The organism is Sphingobacterium bambusae (genome assembly GCF_033955345.1).
Taxonomy (GTDB): Bacteria; Bacteroidota; Bacteroidia; order Sphingobacteriales; family Sphingobacteriaceae; genus Sphingobacterium; species Sphingobacterium bambusae.
In genome coordinates this window covers 5251812-5274084 of sequence record NZ_CP138332.1, presented here as the reverse complement: position 1 = coordinate 5274084, position 22273 = coordinate 5251812, and the positions used below count along the sequence as shown (strand labels likewise).

15 protein-coding genes are annotated in these 22273 nt (G+C 47.3%); 5 read left to right on the top strand and 10 right to left on the bottom strand.

Features of this window, described 5'->3' with window-relative positions; genetic code table 11:
• The first annotated feature begins 4 nt into the window (after positions 1 to 4).
• Positions 5 to 1225: an ABC transporter permease gene (locus SCB77_RS21845; RefSeq protein ID WP_320184128.1), complete on the top strand. Its 1221-nt coding sequence runs from the start codon at positions 5 to 7 to the stop codon at positions 1223 to 1225.
• 86 nt (positions 1226 to 1311) lie between these two features.
• Entirely contained in the window at positions 1312 to 1887 is a 576-nt protein-coding gene (locus SCB77_RS21840; protein WP_320184127.1) for an outer membrane beta-barrel protein, read from the top strand.
• A 73-nt stretch (positions 1888 to 1960) separates the two neighbouring features.
• On the opposite strand, the gene SCB77_RS21835 is transcribed toward SCB77_RS21840, so the two are convergent.
• A complete protein-coding gene (locus SCB77_RS21835; RefSeq protein ID WP_320184126.1) occupies positions 1961 to 2701 on the bottom strand; it encodes a hypothetical protein in 741 nt (246 codons plus the stop codon).
• 254 nt (positions 2702 to 2955) lie between these two features.
• Between SCB77_RS21835 and SCB77_RS21830 the strand changes: the two genes are divergently transcribed.
• Positions 2956 to 3408, top strand: a complete 453-nt coding sequence (locus SCB77_RS21830; RefSeq protein WP_320184125.1) for a hypothetical protein — start codon at positions 2956 to 2958, stop codon at positions 3406 to 3408.
• A 409-nt stretch (positions 3409 to 3817) separates the two neighbouring features.
• Here the strand turns inward: SCB77_RS21830 and SCB77_RS21825 are convergent, their stop codons facing one another.
• The 9 genes from SCB77_RS21825 to SCB77_RS21785 all read right to left on the bottom strand — a co-directional run bounded on the left by SCB77_RS21825 (position 3818) and on the right by SCB77_RS21785 (position 17094).
• Positions 3818 to 4954, bottom strand: coding sequence for a clostripain-related cysteine peptidase (locus SCB77_RS21825; protein ID WP_320184124.1), 1137 nt, complete (start codon positions 4952 to 4954; stop codon positions 3818 to 3820).
• A 21-nt stretch (positions 4955 to 4975) separates the two neighbouring features.
• Positions 4976 to 6019: an endonuclease/exonuclease/phosphatase family protein gene (locus SCB77_RS21820; protein ID WP_320184123.1), complete on the bottom strand. Its 1044-nt coding sequence runs from the start codon at positions 6017 to 6019 to the stop codon at positions 4976 to 4978.
• Between the two features lie 12 nt (positions 6020 to 6031).
• Positions 6032 to 7381, bottom strand: coding sequence for a DUF5689 domain-containing protein (locus tag SCB77_RS21815; protein ID WP_320184122.1), 1350 nt, complete (start codon positions 7379 to 7381; stop codon positions 6032 to 6034).
• A gap of 12 nt (positions 7382 to 7393) precedes the next feature.
• On the bottom strand, positions 7394 to 10141 hold the full coding sequence (locus SCB77_RS21810) for a TonB-dependent receptor (RefSeq protein ID WP_320184121.1): 2748 nt from the start codon (positions 10139 to 10141) through the stop codon (positions 7394 to 7396).
• A 79-nt stretch (positions 10142 to 10220) separates the two neighbouring features.
• Positions 10221 to 11651 (bottom strand): fimbrillin family protein, encoded by a 1431-nt coding sequence (locus tag SCB77_RS21805; protein WP_320184120.1) that lies wholly within the window; start codon positions 11649 to 11651, stop codon positions 10221 to 10223.
• Between the two features lie 47 nt (positions 11652 to 11698).
• Entirely contained in the window at positions 11699 to 13258 is a 1560-nt protein-coding gene (locus tag SCB77_RS21800) for a DNA/RNA non-specific endonuclease (protein WP_320184119.1), read from the bottom strand.
• A 297-nt stretch (positions 13259 to 13555) separates the two neighbouring features.
• The gene (locus tag SCB77_RS21795; protein ID WP_320184118.1) at positions 13556 to 13816 is read right to left on the bottom strand and encodes a hypothetical protein; all 261 of its coding nucleotides are present in this window, start codon (positions 13814 to 13816) and stop codon (positions 13556 to 13558) included.
• Between the two features lie 241 nt (positions 13817 to 14057).
• Positions 14058 to 15059 carry an SH3 domain-containing protein gene (locus tag SCB77_RS21790; protein ID WP_320184117.1) on the bottom strand — a complete coding sequence of 334 codons (1002 nt, stop codon included), beginning with the start codon at positions 15057 to 15059 and terminating at the stop codon, positions 14058 to 14060.
• Positions 15060 to 15489: 430 nt separating this feature from the next.
• Positions 15490 to 17094 (bottom strand): sensor histidine kinase, encoded by a 1605-nt coding sequence (locus SCB77_RS21785; RefSeq protein ID WP_320184116.1) that lies wholly within the window; start codon positions 17092 to 17094, stop codon positions 15490 to 15492.
• A 373-nt stretch (positions 17095 to 17467) separates the two neighbouring features.
• Between SCB77_RS21785 and SCB77_RS21780 the strand changes: the two genes are divergently transcribed.
• Both SCB77_RS21780 and SCB77_RS21775 read left to right on the top strand, forming a co-directional pair.
• Positions 17468 to 20509, top strand: coding sequence for a SusC/RagA family TonB-linked outer membrane protein (locus SCB77_RS21780; protein WP_320184115.1), 3042 nt, complete (start codon positions 17468 to 17470; stop codon positions 20507 to 20509).
• A gap of 2 nt (positions 20510 to 20511) precedes the next feature.
• The gene (locus SCB77_RS21775; protein ID WP_320184114.1) at positions 20512 to 22140 is read left to right on the top strand and encodes a SusD/RagB family nutrient-binding outer membrane lipoprotein; all 1629 of its coding nucleotides are present in this window, start codon (positions 20512 to 20514) and stop codon (positions 22138 to 22140) included.
• Positions 22141 to 22273: the final 133 nt, after the last annotated feature.

The window sequence follows — 22273 nt, the reverse complement described above, 5'->3', positions numbered from 1 at the left end:
CGACATGGATTTTGTACAATTGATCAAGATATCCTTTAGGGCTATACGGATAAATAAAGTACGCGCATTTCTGACCATGCTCGGCATCATCATTGGTGTATGTTCGGTCATTGTTATGCTGACCGTAGGCGAAAGCTCCAAAAAAGGAATCACCTCCAATATTTCGGACATGGGCTCCAACTTGATTATGGTATCTCCCAAATCTAATGCACAAACGGGCGTACGTCTTGATGCATCGGCCACGCAGAGCTTATCGATCGAAGATTACCAAGCCATACAGCGACAAGTGTCCTTGGTCGATGCAGTATCCCCCATCGTGTCGGGCAGCGGACAGGCGATCTATGGCGCCAACAACTGGAAGGCTACCCTCTTTGGCGCTGCACCGGAATATCTGCTTATCCGTAGCCTGAAGATTGCCGATGGCGTAATGATTTCTGACTATGATGTAAAAACGAATGCCAAGGTAGCCGTGATCGGAAAAACCGTACTGGAAAACCTCTTTCCCTACGAGGCAAAGCCGATCGGCAAAACAATCCGTTTCAATAATATTCCCTTTAAGGTCATCGGTATCTTGGAAGCCAAGGGCGTAAGCACTTTTGGGCAAGATCAAGACGATATCATCATCGCACCCTACAGCACGGTGCAAAAGCGGATTCTAGGCATTAGCCACCTGCATTCCATCGCTGCATCGGCCATTAGTGAAGATGCGGCAGAAGAAGCCGTCGCGCAGGTGGTAGACATCTTGAAGGACAAGCACCATATACAGGAAGGCAAGGAAAATGATTTCGAAGTATCCTCCCAAAAAGAACTTATTGACACCTTCAGCTCCATCACCGAAATGCTCACCCTGTTGTTGGTCACCATCGCCAGCATCTCCCTCGTCGTTGGCGGTATTGGTATTATGAATATCATGTATGTCAGCGTGAAGGAGCGCACCCGGGAAATAGGTTTGCGATTGGCTGTGGGCGGACGAGCGGTAGATATCTTGCGCCAGTTTCTCATGGAGTCGGTATTCATCAGCTTCGCCGGCGGGCTGATCGGCATTATCTCCGGCGTGCTGATCAGCCTGCTCGTTGGTCATATCATCGATTGGCAAGTGGTTATTCCGCCGCAAGCTATCGTTATATCCTTCGCTGTGTGTACGCTCACGGGCGTCTTCTTCGGCTGGTATCCGGCACGTAAAGCCTCTGCTCTCGACCCTATCCAAGCGCTCCGATACGAATAGACAAGGAATACAAATAGCGACATAAGACAGTCTTATCCGCACAAGAATAAAAACTTTTATCCATCAACTTTATACAAGAATACATCATGCTACGTACTATCAAATTATTTGCTCCCTCCATGCTATTGCTCTTCATCAGCCATTCCAGCTTTGCCCAACTGGGCTTCGGCATACGGCTGGGCGGCAACCTCACAGGGACGGATGGCAGTGCCTTTCAGGCGCGTAAGCGTATCGGCTTTCAGGCCGGCGCCGATCTCAGCTTCAAGTTTCATGACAAGATCGCCATACAGGCCGAGCCAACCTATCACCTGCTCCGCGTCTCCAACCACGACTACTCGCCTAACGAGGCCCATGGGATAAGCGGTGGACGACGTGCACTACGCTACATCAACGTCCCGCTATTACTCAAGCTGAACCTCACAAGCGGCCTAGCATTACTTGCTGGCCCAGACCTCAACCACCTCATCAACGTGGATGTGCATAGGCTGAACAACGGTGCGCAGGCTTTTGTGAGGCGTCCGAATGTGGGCTATATGCTCGGCATTGATCTTGGCAACGTATATTTCCGCTACCGTAATATGCGTCGATACAACAATATCATAGAAAATGGACATGCCCAGCTAAACCAGTTTCAGCTGGGCCTGAAATGGTCTATCATCTAGCTCGCACAACGAAAAAAGGTCGGAAGTGTTTCCGACCTTTTTAACATACAGCGCCCTGCTAAGCTTTGAAAAGCTATTCCGTATCGGCCTTTTTGAAATTACTGTATTTGGCTTGGGTATGCACATCAACCTTTTGTCCCATAAATTTACCCTGCATATCCACCTCGTTTTGAAGCGTGAAATAGCGATGTGCTGTTGTATCCCACTGGTACTGCACCGTGCTAATAAACTTTTCAGCAGTTAGGATTTTGATCTTGACGGGCTTTTCATTGACCAGTTCGGATTGCAGCAAACGTTTGGACTGCAGACTGATATGAATATAGATGCGGCAGTCTTTCATAAAGGCCAGTTCTTTGCTCAGCGTTGCGGGGTCCAGTTTATAGCTGATCACCAACTTATCGGCTGTCTCTTCATCCACGCGATAGCTGGCATCTTGTGGTTTCGAGCGTTCGTTCTCCTCGGCCTGCGCCTTTTCAAAGGCACTGATATCGGCTTTCTTCGGTGCTTTACCATCTACGGATAACACGGTCCAGGGTGATGCTGCCTGCGGATCATATTTGGCCAGCAGCACCGTTGTCTTGTTCGCGGCCGTGGTGGTTTGCTCCAAATCATAAGCATAGTTATCCGGTTGCTTAAAATAATCCTTATTGATGAGGTCCTTGTCCAGTCCATACTTCGTCAGGGCGTTCATCGCCAGCTCCTTTTGTGCTTGGGCTAACTGTGCAAAACCCAACATCGTGAGGGTTAACATGGCTACAATGCGGCTGCTTTTTCCAATGCGCACTGGTTTGATTGAAATCTTGTTTGCTTTCATTTTATACCTTATTTTTTATTGTAGCCACAAAACTAAGGCATGGTGAACAGCCGTTTTTGAGAACGAAGATGAGACGATGAAAAGGCAAAATGAACAGTATAAACGTGCTGTTGAAATGACGGTCGCAACGCTGTAGGCCGCCGGCTACAACGACGGGCGTATGACAAAACACAGACAAAACATGTTCGGAAGACTGCCGTAGATTGGTTAGTTTTGGGCTTCTATTATTTTTTCCGTACCTCAAGAATTACAAAATGGCTAAGAAACTTTTCGTTACCTCTTTTTTACTATGGGCACTGTTCGGTCTATCCTTTGCGCAGGGACGCTTGGATTATAAAAGCAGCAAAAATGAGTCGCTCTACTTCGCAACAGCGAAAAATGTAAAGAATTGGTTCTCACTGGCCATCAATAGCAGCAAAGCCGGTGGATATTATACATTGAACGGATCGCAAATGGATAAACCGCTGTTTTTACCTATCAAGGAGGCCTACGAGCTGGACAATGGCTACTATGCCATCCGCTTGACGATCAATGATTCGCCATTTTACTTTTTGTTCTCGCGCACGCTCTCCCGCGCCCTTTTGGTCAGTTTTAACGACAATAGTATTCCACTAAAAATCGAAATGCGTAATGCCCTAGCAGCCGACACCGGTGATAGCGCTGTGAAAATCGAAGATATGCTGGCGCTGCTTCATCTTTTGTTGTAGGGTGAAGTAGTGATGAGGTGACAAGGTGATGAAGTGACAAGGTGATGTAGTGACGAGTGACTGCTATTTCACGGCGCTCTCCCCTCCCTATATCCCTTCCGCCGCTCGCCGCGGCAAGGCGTTACTTTTGTGGGACAAAAGTAACCAAAACCCTGTCGCTAATTTTTGCTGCATCCTTATGGGATAGTGCAGAGGCAAATTGCTGCAGACGCAACAAAAATAATGCGACTTTTCGGTTAACAATGGGCAGCTGCAATCAAGTTGAAGTTATGCGCGATCTCGATACGCACTAAGCAATACTCGCAAAAAAACCAACACCGTCTTTTCCATTAACAATGGGCAGCTGCAATCAAGTTAAAGTTTTGCGGAATCTCTGTACGCAACACGCACTACTCAATACGCACTACACTCAATCCCACCAAAAGAGGTTGTCATAGCCCGCGTCGGCCGACCATGCTAAGCTTTTATAAAAAGCACGCAAATGCTCTTCTTCGCGCACGGGAATATAGGTGGATAAGCCGGAGAACACATTAATCGGTTGCCCTAGGAAGTTGCTGGTGTGTGCCTTATAGCGCACCGCACGGTTTATTGCCGCTGTAACAGCTTGCTGCTCCGCTTCAATAAAATGTTTGTCCAAGAAATCCTGAAAATCAAAGGCGACCACCGGACTGCTGGGATCAAGATCCATACGCTGAATGCCCGAGCGACTAAAGGTAGGAATACGTTCCTTGTAGGTGGCGAGCAGTTGCTTGGTGGCTGCAGCGAGAGCATCTAGCTCCCTAGTGTCTATCAACGAAAATGTGGCTGACTGTTCGAGGCCGTTTTTCTGCTGGTAGTATTGCACATATACCTCCGCCATGCGGGCCAAGCTCGTGGGTACGTCGGCAGCAAACAAAAGCGAACCGAGCTGCTCATAGGGCATCCCCACACTAAGCACCTCCGTTGGGGAAGCCAAAATGTAGGGCGTTACTTGGCGTAACTCGTAGAGCACCTCGACGGAGGCCATGGAGCAGGCATCGAAGATGAGGAAATCCAAATCGGTGGCTAGCGCCGCCTTTAGCTGTTGCACATCCATACTGCTGTAATTGTCATCGCCAAATGAGCGCAGTCCTACACGTCCCAGATTAGCGGGAGCCCAGTTTGTGGCGTGCGACCACAAGATGGCAGCGTAGGAATCTGCTGCGGCAAGCTGTTTCATATCCGCAAAGATGATTTTCATCATTTCGGGATCCGACGAGTCATGATCGCCGTAAGTTTTCAGCACCTTGCTCTTTATTTCTGGACTGCTATCATGCACTATTTCATATATCTTCGGCTGCTGCCCAAATATACGGGCATACACAACCAACTTGCCGTCCACTGCTTGGAAGCCCTCCTCCATCTGATTGAGATTGGCGTATGCATTTGCCGCTAGACTGTTATTGGCAGCCATATACACCATCACGGTACGGGCCACCGGCTTTTCGGGTATAAGCTCATCATCCTTAGCGCAGCTAGATACCAAGCAAGCGACGAAAAAAAACGATATATAACGCAGTAGTGTCATCAGTCAACCAAAAATAACCAACTATTTTAAATCTTTCACTAAATAAATCAGCGTGGGAAAGTGATCCGAGAATCCATTTTGAAACACATTCCCCGAAAAGGTGCGGAAAGGATAGCCCTTGTAACGCCCTTCCTGTGTGATCAGAAATTCGGGATTATAGATTTCCGATTTCCAAAATTTCAGGGCAGAGCGATCTTCGCCCAAGAGTGGCTTGGATACTATTATCTGATCAAAGAGGTTCCATTTTCCTTGATAGCCCAAGGATCCGATGCCGCGATCATAGTGCTGCCAAATGGTGTTTAGCAGGCCTGTGTCTCCAACCTGTTCTGCATATTTTTTGGCCTCCAGCACAACGCGCACACTACGATCTGTGGGATCATCGTTTAAATCGCCCATGATAATAATTTTTGCCTGTGGATCCAAGGTATACAGCGAGTCAACAGCCTGTCGTACAATGGAAGCCGCATGCTCACGCAGTTCGGATGATTTGCCGCCATAGCGCGATGGCCAATGGTTAACAAAAACGTGCAACATTTCGCCAGCCAATTTTCCAGAAACCAACAAGATATCTCGCGTGCTGTAGTCGGGCAAGCGTTCCAAATGATAGGGCAACACTTTCGACGATAGCACCTGAAACTGTTCCGGATGATAGAGCATTGCCACATCCACACCTCTACGATCGGGCGAGTCGTAGTGCACAATGCCGTAGCCAGCCGCCGCCAATGCGGGTTGTTTGACCAGATCGTCGAGCACACGCCGGTTTTCCAACTCGCACAGCCCAATGATGGCTGGACCATTCGGGCAATATTTCTTGCCAAGGCGAGAGATCACCTTCGCCATGTTCTGCTGTTTCTTACGGTATTTTTCCGGTGTCCATCGATTGGCACCAGCCGTCGTAAACTCGTCATCATTGATCAAGGTGTCGCTCTCTGTATCGAAAAGGTTTTCCAAGTTATAAAAGGCCGCCGCATAAACCTGATACTTCTTTTGTTGCGCAATCGAAAGCATTGACTGCGCAACAAAAAACAGGATAATAGCGACTTTAACGAAGCTTGTTCTATTCATCGTATCCTACGCTTATGGATTAACAATAATTGGCCCTGAGGAACCACCGCCACTATTGGCATCTCCGCCTACCAGTTTGATGTTATCCAAGCGGAAACCAAGTTTATTGTTCACGCCAGAAACAAATTCCAAGCTCAGGTTCTCCGACTGCGGAATATTCGGGATGCTGATGGTATAAAATTTACTATTATCCCCCGCAGCATTGCTCAAAGCCTGCCCCGTAAAGGAAAGCAATGTCCCATTTGCTCGTACCTGAATATCCGTCGTGTTCGCCGTTTCACCTGCATTAAATAGGTTTGCTGCAAGCTGAAAGCTTAAGGTCACCGCCCCTTTGTTCAGCGTATTGATGCCGCTGATCTTCACAATGGCATCCCGTGTCGCTGGCAGCCAGATATGCGCACCATTATCGCCAGACACGCTGCGGATATCGGCCCATCCCGATTCATCACTATATTGGATAGGCGCTTTCATATCAAATTCTGTAAAGGCATTAATCTTTGGTCTGTTTCCAGATGGATAAGTACCCGTACCAAACGTTTCATTAAAGAAAGTACCGGCCTGCGGTGCTTCAGGTTCTACCGCTTGACCATCAAAATCCTTAACATCGGCTTTAGTACGCAGAAACAACTGCCATCCGCCATTGAAACGGCTTAAGATGCCCACTACAGTACCTTTACCAACCGGCAGAATATCCTTGGCAAAGTCGGAAAAATTGCTAGAACGCACATCCAACACATTGCCGGCATCGTTGCGTATTTGCTCATTGGTGGTCGCATCACCCGTGGTAAACGCATTTTTCCCGCCATTGGTAAATCGTACATCCTGTATTTCGACCAAGGTATGCACCATATCTTCCGTAAGCGCATTAAGCGTCACTACTTTCGGTTGCGCATTTTCGACATTAGGCCAAGAGTGTGGAAACGCTTTCTCTTGAAAAACCTGCCAAGCGATACGATTGGCATTAGTGCTGCCCATACCTATCTGCAATTCGCCACCATATTTGACCACATACAAGTCCTTAAGATGTACATATAACTCTTGCCCCACATGGTAGCTAGCATACATGGCATTTTGGTCTATACCAATATTGATGGCACCCGAAGCATCTTGCAGATAGATTTGCTTATAAATATTGCCCGATTCATCATTGCCTACAACGATACCTTTGATGATCAATTCCTCTTCGATCAATACCGGCGCGGTGATCGCCGCATAACGCTGTTTCAGCTGTAAAATGGATATGTTGTCCAAATTACCGGTGTACCTTGGCTCATTTAAGGGCGGCGCCATATATTCCCGTTCGCAGGAGGTATTAAATAATACTAGGCACAACGCAACGAACAAATATTTTAGTGTATTCATATTATTCAGCTATTAAAAACGATAACTTATATTAAGGAAAACATTCATGCCCTGCATATAAAAATAGCGGGATGCAAAGCGGTTTGGAAAAGACGTGTCTATCCGCCCCTGCTCGTATCCGCCTGTGCGGATATCCTTTTTATTCAACAGGTTGATGACCGAAAAATTAAAATTTAACGCCCGACGATCTTTAAGGTAAAACAGCTTGCCTATGGATGCATCAAAGGTCAATGCATCATCAAAACGTTCTTGCGTAGTCAAGGTTTTGTAGGCCTCGTAGCTTGCTTCGTCGTAAGGATTAATATTACTGTAGTTGGACGCTAGCCGGCGCAGCGCCGAGGCCGCGAGGTAATTACGGCCCACCGCATTAGCACTCAACTCCAAGAACCAGTAATCGTAAAAGTAACGAGCAGCTACGGATCCTGCAAACTGGGGTGTGCCAGACACATAGAGGTTTTTCATGTACACCGTCTCTTCGACATCGACCAGCTTTCCATTTTCGGAATTCATGACACCCATGGGGTTATTACTGTAGTAGTACTCGCCCATAGTACCGATAAAGTCAAAATTCCAGTTGTCGTCCAAGCGGTAGGTTGCGGCAGCTTCTACACCTCGGTGTACCCGGTTGACGCCCGTTAGATTATGGAAAACAAAGGTACGCTCGGAATCATGGTAGTAGGCCATACGTTCCAACTGATCGTAGAAATTGGTTTGAAAGGCCGAGATACGTCCCGAGAGGCGCGGCATGGAAAAGGTATAGTTGATATCCGAGGCGAAAATCTTGCTGCTGCTCAAGCCTTTCACCACTTGGTCAGTAACGCGCGGCATAGCATATGCCCTATCGGGGATCGGAGCCTCGGTGGCATAACTGGTATTCGCTGAAAGGTAATGGCGACCATTGATCTTGTAGGTTAGTCCTCCCTTAAGCGTATAGTCAAAAAATGTGTATTTTTCTCCCCTTCCGTAAGAGCTGTTTGGAAACCTGCCGTTCATCATGTTTCCGTTGCGCTGAAAATCCGTGTAGGTTAGTTTCGTGCCGTAAAAGAAGTCTAGATGCGAGGTTTGGTAGTTGTTCATCACCCATGCGTTGACCGACTGCACATCTATATCGAAGTCGTAGCCGAAGATATCGCCCACATAAGCTTTACGGTCGGGAAACAAGAGGTCATTTTGTTTAATATCGTCGTTTCCGGGGTTGTCGCGTTCGGCAAACTTATCTTTATCCAACACATAGTCTGCTCCCAGCAAGTCATCGACCGTCTTGTACTGGTAGGATCGAGATTTGCGCGCTTCCACGCCAGCCGTTAGCCGCATATTGTTGTCGTAAAGCTTGTTAAAGGTAGAGCTTAAGGTTGCCTCTAGCAGATCGGAATGTCTTTTCTCCACCATATACAGTGCCGCACCGTTATACTTACGGCGGTTTTCCGGATCCATGTTCTGCCGATACATCTCCTCCCAATTTACCTGCGTAACGGAGGTATTATTCGAGGTCCACAGATTCTCGTAGTAAGCATAAGTAAACGGATCGGTAGTCTCCGGATTCATCGAGAAATAGTAAGGCAAGTAGCGGTAGTAATCCGGTCTTGGATCGGCGGCATTATACCAGTTCAATGCCGAGCTGGCGTAACGCCCGTAGTGCAACATTCCTCCGGTTGTTAACGATGTTCTCTCGTCTATCTTCCAGATATGGGACAAAACAGCCGTAGGATCGTATGCCGTCACCATGCGCGAGTTACGCGCCTTCCCGTCTTGATATCCCCAATTGGGGTTGTAGAGGTTGTTGTCCACTAGGTCGTAAACTTCCTGAAAAGATGCTCCTTGCTGTCCGCGCACTACAGGCGAGCCGTAGGTAACCAAAGAAAGCGAATGCGCCCCTTCTGCCCATTGCTTCTCTATAGATAGCGCATAGGAAACATTATTGTAGGATGTTCCTTCGATAAAGCCTTTATCTGCATAGCGTCCGCCAACAGCACCTGTAAAAGCCCAACCATTATCCATCAATCCCGTGGAGTAGCTAAATATGCCGCGTGCATAATAGTTTCTGTTGGTGTAAGATCCGGTTAGTTTGCCGCCCTTTGCGTAAGAGCTAGCACGCATATTGATATTTTCGGCTCCGCCTATGGCTCCGAAAGTGAAATTTCCAGCATTATTGTAGTTCACCACATCACCGTTACGCGTTAAGTCGTTAAGCGCACCGATGGATGCAAAGTTAAATACGCGACGGTACTGGTCGTTGGCCAATACACCGTTCACGTAGGTTTGTTCGTAGAAGGGGTCATATCCCCGAACACGAAATCGAAAAGGGGACAACTTAAAGCCCACCTTATTCAAATAAAGGTCATTAGACAGAATGACCGAAGAGCGGATATCTTGCCCTTGGTTGTCCCCATCATTCAGCACATCATCATCGATTACGCCTAAAATGGTCTGTACATCGATTTGATTTTCCTGCATCAGGCTGATGGCAGGCAATTTTTTGGATTCACCTGCGAGCAGGGAAACGGCGGTACGAAAAGGACGAATACCAGCCGAGTTAACAACCAGCTGGTCGTCGCCAGCATCTAAATTCACAAATATAAAAACGCCGTCCGCATCGGTTGTTACGGTTTGCTTATTGTTCTCCAACAGCACCACCACACCGACAATAGGCATTTTGGTTTTATCGTCTATAAACGTACCGGAAAGCTGTGCCTTTTCCTGCGCAAAGCTCCACTGGGTACATCCTAGAAGAAAAAATAACACATATAGCGTACTACGCATAGTATTGTCTTAGGTTAAAAATTAAGCACGAGGAGGAATACCTCCTCGTACTATGAGCATTAATGATTGGTGATTAAATTTATTTTGTACCTACTAGTTTAATATTATCAAGTCGGTAGCCGGCCTCATTCTCTGCGCTGTTTGCATAAAATTCAACCGTTAACGTATTACTCGCTGCGATATCTTCAATAGTGTAGGAACTGTAGGTGTTTGATGTTCCCAATGCGCCCGTCACGGATTTTTCAACACCGTTCACGCGAACTTTGATCACGGCTGCTGATGCTCCTGTAGCATTAGCGGCTAAATCATAGGATAATTTAAGATTTGTATAGCCTGTACCATTGATACCTTCAATCTTGATGCCGGTGGTTCTGGCAGAAGGGAGCCAAACGTGCGAGTTCATGGTGCTTGTCGCACGAATATCTGCCCAAGAGTCAGCATATGAATCCGAATACACAACGGGCGAAGTCATGTCGTAATCCGTGTATGTACCCATTCTACCCCTTGGATTGCTCGTTGGGCCTGCTTCTCCAAATGTTTCAAAGAAAAACTCTTCTTCTGTGCCTGTGCCTGGATCAGTACCGCCACCTTGCTCTTCATCAAGATCAACGTTTACTGCACCTCCCGGTACGGTTGTCCAGTCGGTAATTGTGCCAGCACCAGTCACAGCAACTTCATTTCCCGTAGGCGTCGTTTGCAACACGATGTCGTATGTGCGCTTGGTACCAGCTTCCAAAGTAGTGTTTGCAGGAATCGTCCACGTGAATGTATTCGCGCCGACGGTGAACACCACTTGTTTAGCAGATAAATCTCCGGGCAATAAGATGGCTTCCACGAATTGCGAGCCTGCTTGCGTACCTGTCAACGCTGTTGTTTTAGCCGTCACGTTTTGTGGCGATGCAGCAGCACTTAGCGTACCTGTAGCCAAGTCAAGTGATGCAGTGGTATTCACGTTGTTATAAGCGACAGATAATCCGGCAACATCGGCCACACCATTTCCACCTTTCACGACGAATTCTACTTTAGACAGCTTATGCGTGAATGTTAGGTTTGCTGTTCCAGATGTCTTCGACAATGCCGTCGCATTGTTTGAATACAATACGTCAATCGCCGATAGATTGGCCTGTGATGCAACAGATACCGGCAAGGTAGTGCCGACAAGATCGGCCGTGTAAGGATAGTAAGCGATAAAATCTACTGTTCCCGTTTCCGGATAGTCGATTACGTCCGTACCCGTAGCGGAGAAGTTACCGTTGCCGCCAGTTGTAAACTTCTTGTTAGCTGCAAGTGGGCTATTTAAGCCTGCACCTTGCTTCATGAATACACCAATAGCATCGTTGCTATCCCAAGCATTGCCCGTTACGCGTGTTGCTACATTCCCGCCAATGGATGATGTGAACTGCACCGCTCCGTTGTTTTCCAATTCCAAATCGCGATACGCATCGTTCTTACAGGAATTCCCCATGACCATTAGTGCTATGGCAGCACCTAATAATTGCTTTTTTTTCATTTTACTTAAAATAAATGGTTTATCTAATTTTTATTAACGATTATCGATCAATTCCATATTTGTGTATCTATCCTCGATTTCACGGCCGCTGGAAGTGCCGGGAAGAAGGTGAAGCCCGTTTCTTGTTCAATTTCAGCGACGGTCTTCGTATAATTCATATAGTTTGCGCGATTGTCTGTCGCCACGTTGTTGAAGCGAAAGCCGATGGTATGGTAGGTTGTACCTCGCTTCATGGCCAATACTTTATAGTAATACTTTGGTTTGGCGACGGGCCTACTGCTATTATCATTGACATAATCGATCCGCTGGTCGCTGGCGGTGGTCACGCCGCCGCCGGTTACCACATACATCGTATCTACCCCCGACTGGGTAGCCCATGCACGCACTTTATCTTCCAAGCGTGCCCATACCTGTTGGTTCAAGGACTTCGTCTGCGGTGTCATGTTGGTATAATAAAAAGTGGCAACGTTTTCATTGTAATCATCGGTGCGGTCGCCGCTAGGCAACTGGTGTCCACGATCGATATCCAAGGCGGCATTGTTTGGGTAACCACTGGAAAGGTTGGCCTGCAAATTTTGCGGATAAAAGGGATCATAACCCCATCGGTCGGTTCTGCTTAAGCTTCCCAAGTAGTCTCCACTCAGCGGGTAAGCCACCCAAACAGCCAATTTGTTTTGCGTGTCATACAACATGGAGAAATTGCGCCTATTTTTTCCGGTAGACATCTTCATGCTGTACTGCAGGTTAGCTCCGCTGCGGATGATGGGAATTTCCATGTACGATACCGTAGGCGTAGGGTCTACGGAGCCATCTTGTCCCAGGGTGACATCATATTGGTAGCGATGCCCCTTAAGAAAGCTGCTGTTCGTAGGGATTCGCCAAGTAAAGTTGCTACCATCCGCTTTCGTGAACACAATTTGCTGTGCAGTATTGGTTGTCATCGGAAATAATGTCCACTCCACAATGGCCTCATTGGATGCGTTGACCTGCACGTTAGCCGATAGATCTGCTACATCCGTCGGTGGCAAAAATTCTTGGGCCGATAGGTCAAAAGCGGCTTCCGTTGGCACAGCTGTAAATCGTGCGCGTAGCCCTGCAAGGCCCTCGCCTTTAATCTTAAGCTCCAGCTTGGTCATTTGCCGCTCAAAGGTCAGGGAAACAGGCGCTCCAGCTGACCCTGCGCCGCTACCCGTGGCTAGCATAAAATCAAGCGATGGCTGATTGCTTTGCCCACTGACATCGATCCTGGGCAAGAGACCTCCAGATCGTTGAAAAGGATAATAGGCTCTGAAATCTACCGCAGCATCGGCAGGATAGCTTAGCGACTCGCCTCCGTCCTTTGGCGAAAAATTACCATTGCCATTGGTCATGTACACGCGGTTGAAACCGGCATTGACAATGGTCGAAGCATTTAATGGGCCTCCACGCTGATACATAAAAATACCAATCGAATCACGATCTGCCCATTGCGTGCCTTGTGCACGTGTTTGCGGTAATCCGGAAATACGACTTGTAAATACGACTTGATTATCTGCACCCGTAGAAATAAGTACATTTTCTTTACGACAAGAAGACAGCAAAAATGCCATCCCTAACAACAGGCTCATGCAGCCCCTTAAACCTAACTTACTACTTATCAATAGATTAAAATTTTGTTTCACAATCAAGATGTGTTATGCCGTGTAACGTTAAAATCGACACACATTCCCTACCATAGATTAACAATACAAAACTAATTGAACCAATGTTATTTTAAATCCACGAAGTATTAAGTTTATATTAAATATTAGATAATATGCGGGGTATAGGCGTAACAATAGAATAATTTATTACTAATCATTAAAACACCTTAGCAATTTCATTAAAAATAGGTTAGAAATTAGTAGTTCTGCAAATACCACGAACTAAAAAGCACTGCCGCCCTCCTTCACGCGTTGCACTACTCTATTGATAAAGGTCGACAAGCTTGGTTGCATAGCTTTGTACCATTGCCCAGGTTCCATATGATCTAGATCATAGTAAGCTTGACACACCACAGGATCATCCCCTTCATCTAAAAAGACAAATAGAAACTGGTCTAGCACATTGTATGCATCGAGTACCAAAAACGGCCTTGTCAATACCTGATTATACTGCGACATAAAGCGTCGAACTGTTTGCTGCATTTTTTCGATACTACCATCGTAACCGTAATCTAAAATGTAACACCGTTTGCCTGCAAGAAACAGTAGCTCACGCAGTGCTTGTGGAAATGACTGTCCATTGCTATAATCTAATTCTAAAATCTCTATCTCTGATAGTGACAGTGGCTCTATCCGTCCAAAAATACCGTCACTGGCATTTGGCCAATGTGCCGGATAATCTTATAATGGTCTTATTGAGTTACCTATTTCAACCAGCTATAAGCTAGTCCATCGATGTTACCGGCAACATATCGAGATAGCTGGCATGAACCCATCGACCATCAAGGTCTATACGGCACCAATTCCCTTCACGGCCAAAGACAAATACAAGCTCCCCTTTGTAGCGATTGTCGACAATAGCGAAGTCCGGCCCCGAGCGCACGCGAAGCTTCTCCGCACGCACCACTGCGGGAAATACCGGCACCGTATATGGAGCCGCAACCCAGTGCGCAGTGCTTTTCGAGATCTTCAGCCAGCCGTCACGCTTTTCATATACCCGTAACACGGCGCCATGCTGCACGCTGGTCTGCCCGGCAGCCATTGCGCTCTGCGTGCTAGGAGCAGTCCGCACGCGTAGCGCCGTAGCGGTGACGGCCACAAAGCCTTCTACTGCGGAAGAATGATCCGCGATAGGGCTGTCCTGTAGGGCAGCTTGCAGCAAGGGCAGAAAATTATGTTGACAATCCAGCACCTTATTCCCGCCAAAGAAAGTCGTTCCGGGGCAAGACTTATTGTTGCGCGTGCCGTTGTTGCGGAGGCCCGTACCTAAATCGAACCAATGGTGATAGACAATACTCGTTGTAGAGGGTTGTAGGTTAAACCGGCGACATAAGGCTGCCGTCACAGCTATAATACTTTCTTGTTGCTGCCTGATCATTTGATCGGCGCCGGCATCAAAATTTCCAAAATGCTCCAAACAGATGGCATTGGCATTTTGTCCAAAGATGCAAGCAGGCGCTATCTCCAAGCTTCGGCCTGTCAAGATACTACCGTCCGGAAAAATCGTAAAATGTTGACCAATGTCTTTCCATCCATTGCTGCGTATATGATGATCCTTCATAGCCTTTTGGCGCTCGAAATGATTATCTCCCGTAAAGTGAACATAGCTTGGTAGGTAGGTATGATGTTGCTGTATGGGTAAGATCGTTCGCGAAAGGCGTAGTCCACCTAACCAAGCGGAAAACGCGCTCGCAGACATTTTGGTAAATCCATATTTAGTTTCCATTATTTCAACTGGCTTATCATAAAAAACATGGTTTTGAATAGATATGCACTATTTTAGCATAGCGACAATTTCAATCCACCAAACTAACACCTAAAGCAAATATAAGTATATAAAAGAAAAATAAACAAATAAATTGAAATAAATTAAATTTTAAAACAATATTCGAAACAAATTAATCAATAAAGGTTTTCTAAAAGAATTAACAAACGATACGATATGCACAAATCCAAACACAGGAAATAAATAGTTAACAAGAAATTAAATATCGCATAGCGTAAGACACCAAGAAATGCAGAGAGAAAGCCCAAACGGCTTGAAGCGACGCCTGCTCCGAACAAGAAGCTCCGGCAGCGGAAATCGCTTTGCTAGACACAAGTTAGCTGTGTGCTTGATGTATCTTTGGCCAACAGCGAAGGCACATGTGCATCAGCTAGTTAATGGGAATGGTAAAATGAAATATCGACCCCTCACCATACACACTTTCCACCCAAATTTCGCCATCGTGCTTGCGCACGATTTCCGCACTGATATAGAGGCCGATGCCAAAGCCAGAAAGATTTTTTGTCGATGGTTCTTCCACACGAAAATAACGATCAAAAAGCCGATCCCGATGCTCCTCGCGAACGCCCATACCCTTATCGGCTACACGCAGGTGTATAGACACATCATCATGGGTACAATAGATAACTATAGGCGATCCCTTGGGCGAATATTTAATGGCATTACCAATTAAGTTATCTAAAACCTGTCCAATTTTTTCGCGATCAGCAAATACAGCAGGCACCTGTTGCCGATGAAAAGTAATGGGATGGCTGCTGTTGATATCCGCAATGCGCCCCAGCACCTCGTCGATAAGTTGATCGATAGCAAAGCGTTCATAGCTCAGGTATATTTTACCTTCCTCAAACCGCGACACATCGAGAAAGCCATTGATCAGCCCCGTCATTCTCGCCGTTAGCAGCTTGGCCTTTTCCAAGGCGTCCAGCACAAAGGCATCAGCCGATACTTCAGCCCTCCTTTGCAACAGCTGCAAGTAGGCGCTCAGCGAGGTGAGCGGGGTTTTCAGTTCATGGCTCACCATACTGATAAAAGCATTCTTGCGAAGCTCGTCATTTTTCTGCTGCGTGATATCCAACACCACGCCGGAGAAGTGCGCCGGATGCAGGTCCGTGCGACCATAAGCCTTGCCAAATGCACGAAGCCAACGGGTAACGCCGTCGCTGTAGCCCAACACTGGATATTCCAGATCATAACGGCTTCCATCAAGGATGGCCGCTTCCACCGCATCGAGCACCGCCTGCCGATGAGGCTCGGGAATCTGGCCGACGGCATCCTCAAAACTCATAGGACCATCGCCAGGAAAGCCAAACAGCTGCATAAGCCTAACGGAGGGCGTAAACTCGCGCGTCATCGAATCAATATACCAAGTTCCGAGCTCGGCAGACTCCAAGGCCAAGCGCAGCCCCTCTTCGGCCCTGTCCAACCTATCGTTGGAAAGGATGAGCTCGTCATTCAGGTGGGTAAGACTGTCATTTGCATCGTGGTATTGCCGGTTTAAGCGTTGCAGGTCGTTGTTGGCACGCGCTATCTGCTTGCTGGAGTCGCGTTCGAGACGATCATTTTCGTCGCGCAGCAGCTGTGCCGACATGCGCTCGGTAACATTGGTCGCGGTATTGATGATAGCTTGGGTAGTACCGTTGGCACCGAGGACCGCCCTGTATTCAAAGTCGAAATAATAGGTCTTGTACTCCCCTCCCACGTCGATATTTGCCGCAGTCTCTTTAGCCACATAGGTCTGTCCACTGTCCCAAACCTGTTGCAATAAAGGCTCAAAAGGAAGAAACTCGGGAGCGATATCCATCAGTCGTTCATTGAAGGGAATAGCGGCCTTGTTCCAAAGGTTAAGCATAGCCAGGTTAATAAAGCCTACATGAAGCTCCCTGCTGGTGTAAACAGCCGTTGCCTCCTTGGCATGCATGAGTATATCCAACATTGAGCTATCGACTGTCTTGTTGGCAAGGGAATGATGATCCATAGTATATATGAATAATCACCTAATTTAAGAAAAGTTCGGATGTTATTTATGTTTTCAAAAAAGAAGTAAACGAGGGCATTTACGTACACTCGTGGCTATGTAAGGTTTAAAAAAACGCAGCAATAGCAACGTAAAAATTGATCAAAAGATCAAAAAAACTACGATAAAAAATGTAATAATTTTAAAAAATATCAAAAACAACCACAAAATAATCAACAAACACAGGATAAAAGAATAAAAAACATATATTTATATTATCTAAATAACAAAAAGGTGCAATTATTTCATGATTACCACCGGAAAAACACATCATTTACCCTTAAAATGAATTTTAAAAAAGAACAAACATCCAAAAACATCAACTAAACAACACATGAAACAAAAATTATCACTAACCATCTTCCTTATTTTGGTGAATTTTTGGGTTTATGCACAAACGCGCATCTCCGGAAGCGTACGAAGCACGACCCAAGAAGCCTTGATCGGGGTCACGATTATGCAAAAAGGAACATCGAATGGCGCAACAAGCGACCAAGCGGGAAATTTCGTACTCGACGTTCCAAACAGCAATGTAACTCTCAGCTTTACTTATGCGGGCTATGCCACACAGGATGTTGCGCTCGCAGGAAGAACAAACATCGATGTGCTGCTGCAGGAAAATTCGACAGCCTTGACCGAGGTTGTCGTAACGGCTTTAGGTATCAAAAAAGAACGTAAGGCACTGGGCTACTCGGTAAGCGAAGTCAAGGGCGACGAGCTTACACAAGCGCGGGAAACTAACGTTATGAATTCCCTTGCCGGTAAGGTAGCGGGGCTAAATGTTATCGGTGGATCCGGCGGCCCCGGCTCGTCTAGCAATCTTCTTATCCGCGGCGTATCCAGTATTGGAGGTACCGTATCACCACTATACGTGATAAACGGTATCCCCATGGAAAACCCACGTGGAGCGCAACCGGGCGGTCAATGGGACAATGCGCCCGACCTTGGCGATGCTGTTGGCAATTTAAATCCCGACGATATCGAGACCATTTCGGTGCTTAAAGGCGCAGCAGCCTCCGCATTATATGGCTATCGAGCGAAAGCAGGTGTTATTATGATCACCACCAAAAGTGGCAAAGCCGATGGTATAGAATTTAATTCCAATTTCGTTGGCGAGCAGATTATGGACCTCACCAATTGGCAATATGTATATGGCCAAGGCACAAACAACTTAAAGCCGACCAACGCAACTGCTGCTGCACAAGTAGGAGGATCCAGCTGGGGCGGACTTCTTGATGGCAGCATGGTACCACAGTTTGATGGTGTAGAACGTCCCTACAGCGCCGTAAAGAACAACCTTTCCAACTTCTACCGCACCGGAAGCAACTGGACCAATACGCTCACCTTGACGAAAGCCTTCACCGGCGGCTCCATCCGACTATCGGGAAGCAACCTCGATAATAAAAGCGTCGTCCCCAACTCAAAGATCGGCAGACAGACCTTTAACTTTGCCGCTATTTTCGATCCTATTAAAAACTTAAGCATCGATGCCCGGGTGAACTACATTTTGGAAAATGCAAAGAATAGAGCCATGCTTTCCGATGGCGCAGGTAATGCCAACTACCAAGCCATGTTCTTGCCAACCAGCTTAGACATCAACAACTTGAAACCCGGCAGCAATCCAGATGGCTCCGAATTAGCCTTCAACTCCAACAATACCTTCGCCACAAATCCTTGGTTTGCAGCCGAAAAATTTATCAATGACACACGTAGAGAGCGCTTAATAACCTCTTTTTCTGCACGCTACGAACTGGAATCAGGCTATTTTGTACAGGCAAGGGGAGGTCGGGACAATTTCACCGACAACTACACCAATGTGGTGCCCACAGGAACGGCCTACAGGCCAAATGGATCGATATCAATGACCAACACCGAATTTGTGGATATGAATGCCGACGTACTGATTGGAAAAACGTACAGCTGGGATACGGATTTTAGTTTCTCGCCGGTTGTAGGCGGATCTTACCGGCATACCAAAACCCTAGCCACAACCAATAGCGGCAACGATTTCAACGTGCCTTTCGTATACAATATTTTAAACGCCGCCAACAAGAGTGTCAACTATACGGATAGCCGCCTAGAAGTACAATCGGTATACGCCAACGCGGAATTTTCCTATCGGGATCTCGTTTACCTGACCGGATCAGTGCGGAGCGACTGGTTTTCGACCTTGGCTACACCCGGTTTCGACAACAAACTGAATATCGTCTACCCTAGTATCAATACATCCTTCGTATTTAGTGAGATATGGAAACCATCCTTCCTAAGCTTCGGAAAAATTCGCGCCGGCTATGCAGAGGTAGGTGCCGCTACCGACCCCTACCAAACGCTGTTGACCTATGGCTTTCTCAGCGAATCGGTAAACGGCACCCCACTCGGAACAATCTCCAATTCCAACATTCCTAATTCTGCCTTATTGCCTTCGCGCGCTAGTGAACTGGAAATTGGAACAGAGTTTTCCCTTTTCAACAACATCTTATCGGTCGACGCAAGTTGGTACAACAAGATATCGCGCGACGAGATCATCCCAGTATCCATCTCCCAAACAACAGGCTATGGCGGCGCTGTGTTAAATACAGGCTCCCTACAGAACAAAGGTGTCGAAGCCCTTATTACGGCACGTATCTTCAGACAGCCTGATGGATTCTCTTGGACATCGGCCTTCAACGGAGCCATAAACAATAACAAGGTGTTGGAAATGGCCGAAGGAACAAGCATTATGCCCCTAGGAACCTCCCGTACAGGCTATGGCTTTATTCAAAACCTACTCGACATGCCCATGTTACAGGTTATGGCCTACGACTACCGCTATGATGATAATGGCGATATCGTATACCTTCCCTCCGGCGTGCCCGAAAGAGGACAGCTTATTCCGATGGGTTCTGCCATCCCCAAATGGACGCTAGGCTGGAACAACGAACTGAGTTACAAACGACTAAATGTATCGTTCCTGATTGACGGAAAATGGGGCGCTAAAATCTATTCCGGATCAGACTACTATGCCTACAACAATGGATTGCACAAAGCTACCTTGGAAAACCGCGAGGGTAATTTTGCGCCAGCTGGTAGCAATACCGTCACGGAGGCTTCCACCTACTATTCGCAACTTGTTCAAAATGTATCCAAGCTTAATGTTCAATCTGCTGATTTCATCAAATTGCGCCAGGTTATCATTGGCTACACCTTTCCTAAACTATGGAATGGCGGCATTAAATCACTAAACATTAGCGCCGTAGCGCGCAATCCTTTTATTCTGATGCGCAAAACGGATAATATAGATCCCGAATCAAGCTACTCCGCAACGGTTCCCGGCATCGAGCTGGGCGGTATCCCCATGACGCGAACCTTTGGAATAAACCTAAGTGCTAAATTTTAAGGATGATGAAGAATTTAAAGATGAACCTATCAAATAAAAAAATAACGACAAAAGCAGCCTTACTGGCATCTGCTGTTGCCCTAACCTTGTCGAGCTCCTGCACCAAGAGCTTCAATGAGCTCAATACTAACCCGATTTCTTACACCGGAGAAAACTTTGACCCCAATTTCGTACTTAGCACAGCCCAACTAGCCTATACCGGGAGCAACGACTTTGCCTACGACACTTGGCGGGCCAACCTGATCTATGCCTCTACCATGATGCAGGGCTTATCCACGGTGATGTCCTACTGGGCAGGCGACAAGTATCAGCTCACGCCGGGCTATACCTCGGCCTACTGGGAACGCGCCTATGACGAGCAAGTGAAACGAGTGGTAGATCTTGTCGAATTTACCCGCGACAAACCGCAATACCAGAACCTACATCACTTATCCCGCATTTGGAAAGCCATGGTGTTTCAACGAATTACAGACCTCTATGGCGATATCCCCTACTCCGAAGCAGGACTGGGATACTACCAAAGTATTCTTTACCCCAAATACGACAGCCAACAGTCCATCTATATGGACATCCTTAAGGAGGTGGATGAAGCTACCGCCGCGTTGGATGCATCGCAAGATGCCATCTCGGGCGACATGGTTTACCAAGGCGATATTGCCAAATGGAAGCGCTTCGGAGCCACGCTAATGCTACGCATGGCCATGCGCCTGACGAAAGTAGACGAGGCTACGGCACGCAGCTATGCCGAAAAAGCCATCGGCAACACATTTAGTTCCAATAATGACAATGCTTTTATCCTACACGATGAAAGTGGCGGACGCGTTACGCAAAATAGGGCTGCCCAAGTATTTTTGGATGGCGGCCAAGAACATTACTACGTGAAGTGGTCTAAAACGTTTATCGATGTGCTTCAGGAGACAGCAGACCCGCGCATAGCAGTGGCCGTCACCAACCTTTATCCGGCCACGTCCAGCGGCAGCATTCCTTCATCGGCCAGTCCCAATGCGGCTTACATTACGGCGGCGGCAAGCCAAAAGGGAATGCCCAACGGCAAGGACCTGAGCGGCATTGCCGGAAGAGACATTTCCACAGATCCAAGCTACAGCAGCATCGCCGACTACTCGGCACCGCATCCGCTGATGATCAGCCGTGTGGCACCGACTTTTTTATTGACCTATGCCGAAGGCGAACTGCTGCTAGCCGAAGCGGCGCTACGCTGGGGAATAGGAGGCTCCGCTGCCGAGCATTACGCCAACGGTGTGCGCGGATCCATCACCTACCTATCCCAATGGGGAAGCGCCCTTACCGTGAGCGATGCCGCCGCCGCAAGCTACCTGACAGCAAACCCTTTTGTGCAAGCAAGTGGCCTAGAGCAGATCTCGCAACAGTATTGGATACATAATTGTACGACCTTCAATTTTTACGAGGTATGGAGCAACTGGCGAAGAACTGGATATCCAGAACTGACGGCAATAAACTATGTCAACAATGCTACCCAAGGTACGATACCACGGCGGTTCCCCTACCCAACAGCCGAGGAATCCACAAATCCGGAAGCCTATCGGGCAGCCTCGGCCTCCGTTACAGGAGGCGACCTGCTGACCGGACGCGTTTGGTGGGATCCACAATAAGGTAGATTATTTCTATAAAGCCGGCTCCGCGTCGGCTTTTTTTTGTTATGGCCTATACTAAATCGCCTACAATCACGCTTAAAAGATAGGTCAAATCGCGGAAAATGACAATACAAGGGTCTTTCCGGAACAA